Source organism: Gilvirhabdus luticola, assembly GCF_040117515.1.
Classification (GTDB): Bacteria; Bacteroidota; Bacteroidia; order Flavobacteriales; family Flavobacteriaceae; genus Gilvirhabdus; species Gilvirhabdus luticola.
This window is the reverse complement of the sequence record NZ_JBEEEN010000007.1, coordinates 60,532-73,930: the sequence shown is the minus strand read 5'-3', so window position 1 is coordinate 73,930 and position 13,399 is coordinate 60,532. Positions and strand designations below refer to the sequence as shown.

The 13,399-nt window shown below is 33.5% G+C and carries 12 protein-coding genes; 3 read left to right on the top strand and 9 right to left on the bottom strand.

The window, feature by feature from the left end; translation table 11 throughout:
* The first annotated feature begins 232 nt into the window (after positions 1-232).
* Positions 233-1,141 (top strand): patatin-like phospholipase family protein, encoded by a 909-nt coding sequence (locus AAFP94_RS11890; RefSeq protein ID WP_316662958.1) that lies wholly within the window; start codon positions 233-235, stop codon positions 1,139-1,141.
* Between the two features lies 1 nt (position 1,142).
* Here AAFP94_RS11890 and AAFP94_RS11885 read toward each other — a convergent pair whose 3' ends face one another.
* The 4 genes from AAFP94_RS11885 to AAFP94_RS11870 are packed head-to-tail and all read right to left on the bottom strand — an operon-like array spanning position 1,143 to position 5,064.
* Positions 1,143-1,664, bottom strand: coding sequence for a DUF7935 family protein (locus AAFP94_RS11885; RefSeq protein ID WP_316662957.1), 522 nt, complete (start codon positions 1,662-1,664; stop codon positions 1,143-1,145).
* Between the two features lie 3 nt (positions 1,665-1,667).
* Positions 1,668-3,230 carry an FMN-binding glutamate synthase family protein gene (locus AAFP94_RS11880; protein ID WP_409628636.1) on the bottom strand — a complete coding sequence of 521 codons (1,563 nt, stop codon included), beginning with the start codon at positions 3,228-3,230 and terminating at the stop codon, positions 1,668-1,670.
* Between the two features lie 9 nt (positions 3,231-3,239).
* Positions 3,240-4,511, bottom strand: a complete 1,272-nt coding sequence (locus tag AAFP94_RS11875) for an amidohydrolase (protein WP_316662956.1) — start codon at positions 4,509-4,511, stop codon at positions 3,240-3,242.
* 10 nt (positions 4,512-4,521) lie between these two features.
* Positions 4,522-5,064, bottom strand: coding sequence for a DsrE family protein (locus AAFP94_RS11870; protein WP_316662955.1), 543 nt, complete (start codon positions 5,062-5,064; stop codon positions 4,522-4,524).
* A 140-nt stretch (positions 5,065-5,204) separates the two neighbouring features.
* On the opposite strand from AAFP94_RS11870, the gene AAFP94_RS11865 reads away from it, so the two are divergent.
* Complete coding sequence (locus tag AAFP94_RS11865) at positions 5,205-7,520, top strand: ATP-dependent helicase (RefSeq protein WP_316662954.1); 2,316 nt, start codon at positions 5,205-5,207, stop codon at positions 7,518-7,520.
* Positions 7,521-7,533: 13 nt separating this feature from the next.
* On the opposite strand, the gene AAFP94_RS11860 is transcribed toward AAFP94_RS11865, so the two are convergent.
* From AAFP94_RS11860 to AAFP94_RS11850, 3 genes are read right to left on the bottom strand one after another with little or no spacing between them, the layout of a single operon-like run.
* Positions 7,534-8,385: an alpha/beta hydrolase gene (locus AAFP94_RS11860; protein ID WP_316662953.1), complete on the bottom strand. Its 852-nt coding sequence runs from the start codon at positions 8,383-8,385 to the stop codon at positions 7,534-7,536.
* A gap of 7 nt (positions 8,386-8,392) precedes the next feature.
* The gene (locus AAFP94_RS11855; protein ID WP_316662952.1) at positions 8,393-9,361 is read right to left on the bottom strand and encodes a glycogen-binding domain-containing protein; all 969 of its coding nucleotides are present in this window, start codon (positions 9,359-9,361) and stop codon (positions 8,393-8,395) included.
* Positions 9,358-10,314 carry a pepsin/retropepsin-like aspartic protease family protein gene (locus AAFP94_RS11850; protein WP_316662951.1) on the bottom strand — a complete coding sequence of 319 codons (957 nt, stop codon included), beginning with the start codon at positions 10,312-10,314 and terminating at the stop codon, positions 9,358-9,360. Before AAFP94_RS11850 ends, AAFP94_RS11855 begins: the two co-directional genes overlap by 4 nt.
* Before the next feature lie 88 nt (positions 10,315-10,402).
* Between AAFP94_RS11850 and AAFP94_RS11845 the strand changes: the two genes are divergently transcribed.
* A complete protein-coding gene (locus tag AAFP94_RS11845; protein WP_316662950.1) occupies positions 10,403-11,023 on the top strand; it encodes an L-threonylcarbamoyladenylate synthase in 621 nt (206 codons plus the stop codon).
* Between the two features lie 6 nt (positions 11,024-11,029).
* On the opposite strand, the gene AAFP94_RS11840 is transcribed toward AAFP94_RS11845, so the two are convergent.
* Positions 11,030-12,442, bottom strand: coding sequence for a Gfo/Idh/MocA family protein (locus AAFP94_RS11840; RefSeq protein ID WP_316662949.1), 1,413 nt, complete (start codon positions 12,440-12,442; stop codon positions 11,030-11,032).
* A 97-nt stretch (positions 12,443-12,539) separates the two neighbouring features.
* Entirely contained in the window at positions 12,540-13,397 is an 858-nt protein-coding gene (locus AAFP94_RS11835) for an OmpA family protein (protein WP_316662948.1), read from the bottom strand.
* Between the last annotated feature and the right edge of the window lie 2 nt (positions 13,398-13,399).

Below are 13,399 nucleotides of genomic sequence, written 5' to 3'. Positions count from 1 at the left end.
AATAAATTAAACTCTTTAAATATTTGGCGTAATTATTTAAAATATGAGTTTTGTGATTATTTATAATTCTTATTGAGCATTGTACATGTAGCTTTATAAACCGAATGCACAAAGTCAAAAATTAATGCTCCAGCGTTAATAGGATTATGCCAGAAATTTATAACAAGCTTCAAGCCATCACAATTGGAGAATGACTAAATTTGCAAAAGAGTTTTTAGAAAAACTATAAAGAATGAAAGCATTAGTCATATCTGGAGGAGGAAGCAAGGGCGCATTTGCTGGAGGTGTGGCGCAGTATCTTATTGAAGAACGAAAAAAGAATTACGATCTCTTTATTGGCACCTCTACCGGAAGCCTTCTGGTTTGCCATTTAGCGCTAGGTAAGGTTGAAAAAATAAAGAAAATTTACACTAGTGTTAATCAAGACAGCATATTTAACCATTGTCCTTTCACTATTAAAAGCAAACATGGTACAGAAACTATTGGTATTCATCATTTTAATGTCATTAAAAACTTTTTACGAGGGCGTAAGACCTTTGGCGAAAGTGAAAACTTAAGATCATTAATTAAAGAAACACTAACAAAAGAGGAGTTCAATACCTTAAAGTATTCTAAAAAAGAGGTATTGATTACGGTTTCTAATTTATCGCTCAATCAGGTGGAATATAAATCGATTAGAGATCACAATTATGAAGAGTTTTGCGAATGGATTTGGATATCGTGCAACTACATTCCATTCATGACGCTTCAAAAGAAGAATGGCTGTGAATATGCCGATGGTGGTTTGGGCTCTATGGTTCCTATAGAAGAAGCGGTAAAGAATGGAGCACAAGAAGTAGATGCCATAGTTCTTCAAACAGAAATAACACAATTAAACAGAATGCCATCCATAAATCCGTTTTCACTACTTACCAATATGTTTGCGTTTATGTTAGATAGAATAGAGGCTCAAAATATTAAAATTGGAAAGTTTGTTGCATCAAATAATAATGCGATTATCAATTTCTATTATACTCCAACGGTTTTAACGACAAACTCACTGATCTTTGATAAAGAAAAAATGACCAAATGGTGGCAAAGTGGATTTGTTTTTGCAAAAGGCAAAAATGAAGAGACTAGCCAATTGGAAAACGAAACATAGATTACCAGAGCTCACCAACCTCTTTTTTAATAAAAGATAAAGCGGCATCACTAGGCGCTCTTTTTTCTAGCATTTCCTGTAATATAACTTCTCGAAGTTTATTAGCGGTTTTTGTTTTTTGTAGTAAACCAGCTTTTCTAATGAGTTGAATGGTAGCATTTTTTGCGGCAGTAATGATGTTCCAACATTCGTCGCTTAAATAGATTTGTTGTGACAAATTATGTTCAAACTCTTGTTCAATTGAAGATATAAGTAAACGTTCATAATCTTCTTTATTTGAAGTGTTTGGAGATATTCGTATAAGTAATTTGCTAGGTGTTATTCTTTCTAAAAATAATGCCATACGTTCATAAGCCTGCAGGCGAATAGGCATTGCCGTAACTTTCATATCTTTATGTAAAAGATAGCGTCTTCTGCCATCTTCATTTTTGGTATGTTCTTTAAAAAAGTAGTAGGCAATCATACCAGTAATAAGAGCTGGTACAGCATAAAGAAACATTTCTAAAATTTTTTCAATTTCCATGGTTTAAGATTTTAAGGTATGGTAATTACCACCCAAATATAGACAATCTTTTAAATCTTGCATACTAGAGAAAGGTACTGCAGTTTTTTCATAAGAATATGTCCTGTTGAGTTCTTTAGATAAATGATGGTCATCAACATTCATTTCTATATCACTCATTTTAAATTGACATGGATGTTCATATCCGGCAGCATGTGTAATTTCAATGAGTTCTTTTCTAAAGGTTTTAAAATATTGTGCTAGTCGTTCAGATTTCAATGGAATATTGATGCCATTTTGCAACCATTTGTTTTGTGTTGCAATACCACTTGGACAACGATTGGTATGGCATACTTGCGCTTGAATACAACCAATACTCATCATGGCTTCTCGTGCAACATTTATGCAATCTACGCCCATAGCAAATGCCATTGCAGCTTTTGCAGGAAAACCAAGTTTACCGCTGCCAATAAATACAATACGTTCTACTAAACCTTTAGACTGGAACAATTTATACAAATCGCTAAACCCGTAAACCCAAGGTAAGGATACATGATCTGCAAAACTTGGAGGCGCAGCACCTGTTCCGCCTTCACCACCATCCACGGTTATAAAATCTGGTCCTTTGCCTGTTTCTTTCATTAAGTTGGCAAGTTCATTCCATTGCTCCAATTTACCTATAGCGGCTTTAATGCCAACAGGCAAGCCTGTTTTTTTCGCAATGTCTTCTATAAAATCCAGCAATTCAGAGACATTAGAAAAAGCAGAATGATTTGGAGGTGATAAGACATCTTTTCCTACTTCGACGCCTCTTATTTTGGCTATCTCATGAGATATTTTTGCACCCGGTAAGACACCACCTTTACCAGGCTTTGCACCTTGAGAAAGTTTGATTTCTATTGCTTTTATAAAAGGATTCTTTTCAACGAGTTGAACCAACTTGTCCATTGAAAAATTTCCAATGTTGTCTCTTACTCCAAAGTAGCCTGTTCCGAAATGAAATATAACATCACCTCCATGACTATGATAAGGAGATAATCCACCTTCTCCAGTGTTATGATATGCTCCAGCTAATCTAACACCTTTGTTTAATGATTCTATAGCTTTGGCTGAAAGGGAACCAAAACTCATAGCTGAAACATTAATTACAGAAGCAGGTCGGAAAGGTTTTTTGCGTTTATTGTATTGTCCAATAACTTTTGCACAAGGAAGAAAAGACTTATCAATGGTATTTGGATGTCTTTCACTGATCTTAAAAGGCATCATAGCGTTATTGACAAAAATATGATGGTGCGCATAAATATCTCTATCCGTACCGAATCCTTCGTAGTTATTTTCGCGTTTGGCTGAAGCATAAATCCATCCGCGTTCTATTCGATTAAAAGGCAATTCCTCTCTATTATTTGCAACTAAATATTGCCGTAATTCTGGTCCTATTTTTTCTAATACATAGCGAAGGTGACCAACTATTGGAAAGTTATGACTAATGGTATGCTTTCGCTGTATAAATATATCTCTTATGGCTATTAAAACTAAAATGATTAAAATCCATTGCCACCAATTGATATTGCCTAAAAAATCTAACATTTGTTTGATTTAATTATTTAAATAGTCAAAAGTTATTTGAGTGAAAGCTTTGACGCCTAGCAGTAATCCACTTTCATCTATAAAAAAATCTGGAGTATGATGCGGAAAGGCTTCGGTAGCGCCTTTTGTCATGCCTCCTAAAAAAAAATAAAATCCTGGAACTATTTCTTGAAAATATGAAAAGTCTTCTCCGCCAGTCACTGCCTTTCTTAAAACAACATTCTCTGCTCCAGCAACTTTTTGAAGTGATGGCAGCATTTGCTCAACCAGTGCAGGATCGTTATAGGTGATGGTTGTATTTTCTTGAAACTCTATTGTGGCTTCACCGCCATAAGCTTTGGCTATGGTCTCTGTCATTTCGGTCATACGCTTTATAATAAAATCTCTCATATCAGGATCAAGAGTTCTAACAGTGCCAATCATTTCTGCACTTTCAGGAATGATATTAAATCTTACGCCACTGGTTATTTTACCAACTGTTATAACCGCTGGTTCAATCAATAAATTAGATTCTCTACTAATAATGCTTTGATAGCCATCTATTATTTTTGCTGAAATATAAATGGGGTCCACACCACTCCAGGGTTGAGAGCCATGGGTTTGTTTTCCCTTTACATTCACTACAAAACGCTCTACAGCAGCCATAGTTCCACCTGGTTTGTATTTAATAGTTCCTACATCAGTACCAGAATTTATATGCAAACCAAAAATAGCATCAACCTTTGGATTTTCAAGAACACCTTCTTTGATCATTAATGGAGCACCTCCTTCTTCGCCTGGAGGTGGTCCTTCTTCTGCAGGCTGAAAAATAAATTTCACAGTGCCATGTATTTTATCTTTATGTTTTGAAAGAACTTCTGCAACACCCATTAAAATGGCTATATGAGTGTCGTGACCACAAGCATGCATCACTCCAGTTTTTTCACCTAAAAACTCTGAAGTCACAGACGACTTAAAAGGTAAATCATTTCGCTCGGTTACAGGTAAACCATCAATATCTGCACGTAAAGCAATAACTTTACCAGGATGGTCACCTTTTAATAAACCTACAACACCAGTTATTGCAACACCAGTCCGCACTTCCATACCAAGGGATTTTAAATGTTCTGCTATTTTTTCTGCGGTTTTAAATTCATGATTTGATAGTTCTGGATGTTCATGAAAATAGCGTCGCCATTCTATAACTTTAGATTCAATAGCAGTATAATCCTGTTCTAACGAAGTTTGTGAAAAAGTAAAATTTATTAATAGTAGTAATAGAGCAATGATTGTTTTATTCATAGTAATGATTTTAGTATTTAATGAACCTATAACCTTGGTTTTGATATTGAATTAATGCAGTTGTGGCAGATAGCGCAATTTTTACATTGGGTATAATATCGTCTCTGGACATTTCCCTTTTAGCTGCTGCTTGCCCACAAATAATAATATCAACGCCAGCTTCACTTAATTCATTTATGAGTTCAAGGTTAGGATTAGCTACTCCAAATTTTTCTTTATACACTTCATTATTTAAAACATCCTTCCAAGCACTAGCATGAATAGTCATGGCTACATTTAGTTGTTCGGGTTTCATTCCTGCGTGAGCATGCATATTCAAAAAATTGGCAGCGACTTCTATATATTTATTGACTTCAGATTTGTCATCTGGAGATTTATCAACATCAAAAATCACTTTGAATTCAGAATTGATTTCGGTTTTGTATTCTGGATTTACAATTTCAAAAGTTTTACCATATTCTTTGATTATTGTTCCTTTCACTTTTTTTGGCTGTTGTGCTAATACAAATAAAGAGAATAGTAAAGCACCAAGTAGAGCAGATTTTTTTTTCATTTTCGGAATTTATTAAGGAGCTTAAATATATTCAAAATTTAATAAACCATTGGAAGTTCTCAATTGTTTATAATTATTCATTATTCTATTTAATAAAACGCACAACATTGGTTATTTTCACAGCTTAAACACAATGAAGTTTGGAGACGTTTTTAAAACAGTTAAATGAGGCACAATTGGCACCAACTTTGCAAAAAGATGGCGCTATGATTGTTATTGCTGGAGCTGGATCTGGTAAGACAAGGGTACTAACGTATAGAATAGCTTACTTAATGCATCAAGGTGTCGACCCTTTCAATATTTTGGCCCTTACATTTACCAATAAGGCTGCTCGTGAAATGAAAAGTAGAATAGCAACCATTGTTGGTGAAAGTGAAGCTAAAAACTTATGGATGGGAACCTTTCACTCTGTATTTGCCAGAATTCTTCGTTATGAAGCTGATAGATTAGGTTATCCAAGCAATTTCACCATTTATGATACCCAAGACTCACAGCGTTTAATTTCTTCGATTATTAAAGAATTGAAATTGGATAAAGATGTATATAAGTATAAGCAGATTTATTCCAGGATTTCATCTTATAAAAATAGTTTGATTACCGTAAAAGCCTATTTTCAAAATCCAGAGCTGATAGAAGCAGACGCCATGGCTCGAAGACCTCGTTTGGGCGATATTTATAAGGAATATGTGGATAGATGTTTTAAAGCTGGTGCAATGGATTTTGATGATTTATTGTTAAAGACCAATGAGCTTCTCACTCGTTTTCCCGATGTTTTGGCGAAATACCAAGATAGATTTAGATATATTTTAGTAGATGAGTATCAAGATACCAACCATTCACAGTACTTAATTGTTAGAGCATTGTCAGACCGTTTTCAGAATATATGTGTTGTTGGAGATGATGCTCAAAGTATTTATGCTTTTAGAGGTGCTAATATTAATAATATTCTAAATTTTCAGCGTGATTATGACGATGTAAAAGTGTTCAGATTAGAACAGAATTATCGTTCAACAAAAAACATTGTCAATGCGGCCAATTCTATTATTGATAAAAACCAAACCAAATTGGATAAAGTTGTTTGGACAGCTAATGAAGAAGGAGCAAAGATAAAGGTCAATCGTTTGATGACCGATGGTGACGAAGGTCGTTTTGTAGCAAGTTCAATTTTTGAAAATAAGATGCAAAATCAAATGCATAACAAAGATTTTGCTGTTTTGTATAGAACTAATGCACAATCCAGAGCTATTGAAGATGCATTGCGTAAACGCGATATACCTTATAGAATATTTGGAGGTTTATCCTTCTATCAGCGTAAAGAAATTAAAGATGTGTTGTCTTACTTGCGTTTGGTCATCAATCCTGCAGATGAGGAAGCTTTAAAACGAATTATCAATTTTCCACCAAGAGGTATCGGGCAAACTACAATAGACAGATTGATAGTTGCTGCAAACGGTTATGATCGATCTATTTTCGAAATACTTCAGAATTTAAATAAGGTAGAGATCAATCTTAATTCAGGTACACGAAATAAGCTTCAGGATTTTACAACAATGATTGAAAGCTTTCAGGTCATGAACAAATCTGCAAATGCGTTCGAGCTTGCTGAACATGTGACGAAAGTTACAGGAATACTTAAGGAATTTAATAAAGATGGCACACCAGAAGGTATTGCCAGAATGGAGAATATTGAGGAGCTTTTAAATGGAATGAAGGACTTTGTTGAAGAGCAAAAAGAATTGGCTGATGCAACAGGTTCTTTAACCGAATTTTTAGAAGATGTTGCACTTGCAACCGATTTAGATAATGAAAAAGGAGATATTGATAGAGTATCACTTATGACCATACATTTAGCTAAAGGATTAGAATTTCCTTACGTGTATATTGTTGGACTGGAAGAAGATTTGTTTCCAAGTGCTATGAGTATGAATACGAGAAGCGAGTTGGAAGAGGAGAGAAGATTGTTTTACGTAGCACTTACTAGAGCTGAAAAACAAGCGTATTTAACTTATGCCTTGTCTCGTTATCGTTGGGGAAAATTAATAGATTCTGATCCAAGTAGATTTATTGAAGAAATAGACGATGAGTATCTTGAAATTCTCACACCTATAGAAGAAAGACGATTTAATCCTATGCTTGATGCTAACATTTTTGGAGACGTTGAGCCAAATAAAATCAGGTATAAACCAGCAAAAACGATTCGCAAGAAAACTGAAGTGCCAAAAAAAGTAATTAATACACCAAAAAATTTAAAACCTTTATCTCAAACCAATGGAAATACTAATTTGTTCGATAGTAAACTAGTTGTTGGGAATGTCGTTAAGCACATTAGATTCGGTAAAGGAGAAGTGCTTAAAATTGAAGGAAAAGGTGCAGATATAAAAGCAGAGATTGATTTTGAGAATGGTGGAGTTAAAAAACTTTTACTACGTTTTGCAAAGTTGGAAATATTGAGTTAGTATGTCATCAAGATTAAAAGTAGTTATTAATAAAAGCATGTAATTTTGCGGTTGTATCTAGTAGGTTTATACCGACCCAACCATGACCTTCGTTTGGATACAAAGTAAACTCATAAATTACACCAAGTTCAGATAATTTATCGCGCATAGCCGTACCTTGAGTAATAGGGACTAACGGATCTATGCCTCCATAAAATAAAATAGTTGGAGGAGCAATTGATGTAACTTGATGGTAAGGGCTAACCTCTTCTAAAAATGACAAGGTAGCTTGATCATACAAATCTAGAAGTTCTTGTAAATCTGGATTTGTGTTTTCTAAATACGCTGGGTCTGTAAAATTTGTTGGGCCAACTATGCCACAAACCATATTAACTTGATCTTGAGAATCAAAGGCATAACTCCATAATAATGATAGATGAGCACCAGCACTGGTTCCAATAAACCCTATGCGATCTGAAATAGTATATTCATCCATTCGGTCTTTCAAATACAGCACGACATTACTTATATCATTAATTTGCATAGGATAAGGAGGCGTAGTTTGGTTTGCTAATCTGTAATTCATATTAACAAGAGCAATATCAGGAAATTGTGTTAATAAATAATCCTTAAAAGGATTCATGTCGTTTTTATCTCCTGAAACCCAACCACCACCATGAACCAATACCATTACTTTGGTTTCATTAGTTCTATTTGCTGGAAGATACAAATCAAACACCTGTTCCGAATCGCTTGCGTAAGAAATATTTAATTCTTGATAAAAGTCTAAAGGAGTTAAAACGGTATTATTCTCGTTATTTTTTACACAAGAATTAAAACTTAATATTGCTATTATAGATAAAATTGCAAATATTATATTCTTCATAAAATAGTTATTTGACCATTAGAACAGAATTGATGTTACCTTCGCCATCATATTCCTGAATTTTATTGTCAGGATCTACTATCCAGTTGCCATCAATAATATATTTATAATGATGTTTCCCTCCAGATAAATCTGTAGTAAAAGTCCAGCCATTATCAACTTTAGTCATAATATAGTCGCTTTCAGACCAATCGTTAAATGAGCCAGCTAAAATTACTTTATTGGCATTTAAATAACCATTTAAATGAAATGTCACAGGAACTTCTATGCTAATCAATGAGTTATATTCATCAAATTCATTTTCCCTTTTAGAAGGGTTGTCAGGGTCTTCAATCCAATGACCATCTATTATAAATCGGTATTCATACTCACCTGGTCTTAAATGCAAAGTAACTTCCCAACCATTTTCGGTTTTATGCATCATAAATTGGTTTTCACTCCACCTATTGAATGTTCCGCTTAAGATTACTTTTTTTGCGTTTTCAAAACCTCTTAATTTGAAACAAGCATTACCATTTTCATCTGGATAAGCAGAAAACATTTTTAAATTATAAACATAAAGGTTTTCTCCTTTTACGTCTTTGGCTGGAGCAATGTTACTTGCATTTTTGGTTGGCTCTGCCCAAAATTTCTCATTGATTACAAACTTAAATTCCCAAGAAAAGGCATCTGAAAAATCTGATATTTTTTTGGTAAGCTGATACGTAAATTGGTCAACTTGTTTCATTTTCCATTTATCTCTTGACCAAAGGTTGAACTCACCAGAAACAGCAACGCTTTTTAAATTGAGGTCATCAAACTCTAACCTTTCACTTGAATATTCATCAGTAAAAAATTTATAGTCCCTTATATCAAAAGTGAAGACAACAGAGTCTCCTTGTATTGTGTACCCTTTAACTTCTTTTTTTTGAGCATTTAAGGTAAAAGTTAAAAGAACAATAATTAAACATGTAGTATATGTTATTATTTTTTTCAATAGCTGCCTAAAGGATAATCTATAAAATATAATTTTTCCTTTTTATAATTTATTATAGTTCTCTTTTGCTGAAAAAACTCGTAGCCAAGAACACCATCTACTTCTGTTCCGAAAGCTTCGTTCATTTTTCGTAAATTGGTTAAAACAGTATGCATTGGACCAAAGTATATTGTTTCACTCAATTTAACTCTATGCAACTTTCCTGCCAAAACTTCAATGTTATGGTCACTTGCACCAGATAAAATTAATCGTTTTTTTGGTTTAAAAAATTTTAAGACTTTTTTATTTACGCTTTTGTTGATTTGATTGTATTCTGCTCCGCTATCCAAAGCAAATTTAACAGATTGATTGTGCACTTGACCTTTTAGTATAATGCTATGATTTTTTAAGATAAAATCTATACTATCTATTATTTTTTCTAAATAGACCTTTTCATCAATTTTGTTACCAAGTTTGTCAATTTTTGACAGTGTGATTTGATTCAAGTATAGATCAATAAAGACTTCATAATCTTTTAATATATTAAACCCTATAATACCTAAAAGATTCATTTTTTTGGCAGTTTCAATATGTGAAAGGTCAATGACATCAGATTTTACATTGGAAAGACTTAAACTATGAATCACAAAGTCTTTAAGCTTCCTTTCTAAAGGATTATCAATAGTACTTAATATGCCAGAAGTCGTGTTATTTTTTTTGCCTAATAACTCATTAAAATCGAAATGTACTTTATTTAAAATCAATGATTCAGAACCAGTATCTATAATGAAGTTTCCTTTTTTGTTAAGTAATTCTGCTTCAACGACAATTAAATGATCGATTATTTTAAAAGGAATTCGAGTAGTAAACTCGCTTAAAACTTCTGCTTCAGAAAACACAATTGAATCGTCATCAGCATGAACAATGATATTGGTTAGAAGAAAGAATAGTATGCAAGAAAACGTTTTGTACATATTATTATGACTATAAATCACTAAAAATGTTACATAATATGTTAACTTTCGAAATTATTTAACACCATTTTAATGATCCTTCTTTTTTATGGCAGAATTTATTAAAATCTATAGAGATAATCCGAATCCTAAAGCTATTGATAAAGTGGTAAAGGTTCTTCGTAAAGGAGGACTCATTATTTTTCCAACAGATACGATATATGGATTAGCCTGTGATATCAATAATACTAGAGGCGTAGAGTTGATGGCCAGGATAAAAGGTGTGAAAGTAAACAATGCTAATTTTTCGTTTATATGTTCAGACTTAAGCAACTTAAGTGATTATGTTAAACAAATTGATTCCAGAACTTTTAGAATTTTAAAGAGAGCATTACCTGGACCGTACACCTTTATTTTACCGGGAGCTAGAAGCTTGCCAAGTATTTTTAAAAAGAAAAGAACGGTAGGTATTAGAATACCAGATAATGCAATTACTTTAGAGATTGTAAGGCAATTGGGCAATCCTATTATTTCAACGTCCATTAGAGATGAAGATGAAATTGTTGAATATACAACAGATCCAGAACTCATCTATGAAAAATGGAAAAAGCAGGTAGATTTAGTTATAGATGGAGGCTATGGTGATAATCAGCCATCAACGGTAATTGATTTATCTGAAGATGAACCTTTAATTATTAGAGAAGGTAAAGGAACGATCGAAATTTTTTGATAGGAGTTAAGTTATAATATCTAAAGGTAGTGTTGTTTCCCAGTCACCGCGAGTAAAATCAGGAAATTCTTGAGGAGTACCGTTTTGAGCTACAGAAATTTCACTTAAAGGTGATACGGCACTCCAAAAACAACCTTCATATACATTTTGATCCAAAGGCTCGCCTTGCTTCAAGCATTCAATAATGCGATAGAGCATTAGGAAATCCATACCTCCATGTCCACCCATTTTTTTAGAGATTAAGCCCATTCTTTTATATAGCGGATGTTCATACTTTTCAAATATTTTTGCCAATTGTTCACCCATTACCCAAGAGTGATGGTTTTCTGAAGCACCTTCAATACCTCCTTCTAAAGCAACCCGAGTTGGAAATCCTGCCAAAGTTCCAGAAGTACCTTGTATTAAATTATGTCTAGAATAAGGTCTTGGACTAGTTTCGTCCCATTGAACCATAATTGTTCGTCCTAATTCGGTCTTAATAATAGATGTATTTATGTCTCCGCTCATAAATTCTATTTGATTCCATTTATGATCATCAGGAAAGTTTTTATTGGCATACAATTTTCTACCTATACTTGGGGACGAAAATGAGTTAATAAATTTAAAATTATCATCAGTTCTAGCTAAATTCATGTATTGGGATACAGGACCTAGTCCATGTGTAGGATATAAATTACCATTACGATTTGAGTAATGATATGTCCTCCAAGAGCCTGTACCTCGATTATTCTCATTCATTTGGAATCTTAATTCATGAATATAAGCTGCTTCAGCATGAAGCAACTCTCCAATTACACCTTGCCTGCACATATTTAGATAGAGTAATTCTTCTCTACCATAATTTACGTTCTCCATCATCATACAATGCTTTTGCGTAGTTTCAGAAGTGTTTATTATTTCCCAAATTTCATCCAGGGTTAATGCAAGAGGAACTTCGACAAAGGCGTGTGAGCCATGTTTCATTGTTTCAATTGCCATAGATGCATGCAATTCCCAAGGTGTACTTATAATAACAATATCTGGTTTAATGTCCTTAAGCATTTTTTTCCAGTCGTTATCTCCATTGGTATAAATTGCAATGTCTTTATGCCGAGTACCTTTCCCTATAGATTTACATTTATCATATGATCTTTTTGCTAAATCTTCGTATAGGTCGCAAATTGCCACTACTTCTGTGTCTGCGATATTAGAAATTTGTTCGATGTGACTAGAACCACGGGCACCAACACCAATGAATGCACATCTAACAGTTTCAAGTTTTTCGGCTGAAAAACCGCCCATGTATTTTGCCTCTACAGGTCTACTATTAATTTCTTGTTTTGTAGACTCTTGGCATGCTGTCAGAATGGTTGGTGTTAAAGATAATCCAGCACTAACCAAAGATGCTTTTTTTAAAAAATGTCTTCTATTGGTACTCATGTTCTCTTTACATTTGGTCAATAAATTAGGTATTATTTTAATATAAAAAAAGCCCAATCTTTCGATTGAGCTTTTTTTTATAAATAGGTTACTTCATTTAATTTCCGGCAGAAAGATTTTTCATTTCTTGTTCTATCATATCGTAGAACTCGTCAATTTTTGGTAAAATAACTATTCTAGTACGTCTGTTTGCAGCTTTACCTTCTGCAGTATCATTCGATGCAATAGGAACATATTGCGAACGACCAGCAGCAATAAGTTTTCCAGAAGCAACACCTAAATCTTCTAAAACTCTAACAACAGAAGTAGAACGTTTAACACTTAAATCCCAGTTGTCGACTAAAGGAGGTTTGTTATATGGTACTGGATCTGTGTGAGCTTCAACCATACATTCAAAATTTGGTTTGCTTTTAACAACTTTAGCTACTTTAGCTAATACTTCTTTTGCTCTCTCATTTACAATATAGCTTCCACTTTTAAATAGTAATTTATCAGCAATAGAAATAAATACAACGCCTTTTTCAACATTGACTTCAATATCTGGGTCGTTTATACCAACTTCTTTTTTCAAGCTTGTTACTAAAGCCAGCATAACGCTGTCTTTTTTGGTGATTGCATCTTGCAAACGAGAAATTTTTAAATCTTTCTCTTTCAAACTTTCAAGTGTTTTTTCTACGTTAGAAGCTCCTTTAGAAGTTAACATAGTTAAATCTTTATTGCTTTGAATTAAATCTTGATTTGTCTTTCTAAAATCTTCTAATTGTTCAGCTAATGCTTTTGCCCTTGCAGTTGCTGATGCTCTTTCTTCTAGACAGGAATTAAGCTTAACCGTTGCAGTGTTAAGTAAATCTTGAGTTTCTTTTTGTTTGGCTTCAAGCGCAGCGTATTCTTTTTTAGATACACAGGCACTTAACATTAACATCATTGTTACACTAAATAAAATGAGTTTTTTCATTA

Excerpts from the sequence above, each read along its gene's own strand:
- AAFP94_RS11890 (WP_316662958.1), top strand. The coding sequence starts at position 233 with ATGAAAGCATTAGTCATATCTGGAGGAGGAAGCAAGGGCGCATTTGCT.
- AAFP94_RS11885 (WP_316662957.1), bottom strand. The coding sequence starts at position 1,664 with ATGGAAATTGAAAAAATTTTAGAAATGTTTCTTTATGCTGTACCAGCT.
- AAFP94_RS11880 (WP_409628636.1), bottom strand. The coding sequence starts at position 3,230 with ATGTTAGATTTTTTAGGCAATATCAATTGGTGGCAATGGATTTTAATC.
- AAFP94_RS11875 (WP_316662956.1), bottom strand. The coding sequence starts at position 4,511 with ATGAATAAAACAATCATTGCTCTATTACTACTATTAATAAATTTTACT.
- AAFP94_RS11870 (WP_316662955.1), bottom strand. The coding sequence starts at position 5,064 with ATGAAAAAAAAATCTGCTCTACTTGGTGCTTTACTATTCTCTTTATTT.
- AAFP94_RS11860 (WP_316662953.1), bottom strand. The coding sequence starts at position 8,385 with ATGAAGAATATAATATTTGCAATTTTATCTATAATAGCAATATTAAGT.
- AAFP94_RS11850 (WP_316662951.1), bottom strand. The coding sequence starts at position 10,314 with ATGTACAAAACGTTTTCTTGCATACTATTCTTTCTTCTAACCAATATC.
- AAFP94_RS11845 (WP_316662950.1), top strand. The coding sequence starts at position 10,403 with ATGGCAGAATTTATTAAAATCTATAGAGATAATCCGAATCCTAAAGCT.
- AAFP94_RS11840 (WP_316662949.1), bottom strand. The coding sequence starts at position 12,442 with ATGAGTACCAATAGAAGACATTTTTTAAAAAAAGCATCTTTGGTTAGT.
- AAFP94_RS11835 (WP_316662948.1), bottom strand. The coding sequence starts at position 13,397 with ATGAAAAAACTCATTTTATTTAGTGTAACAATGATGTTAATGTTAAGT.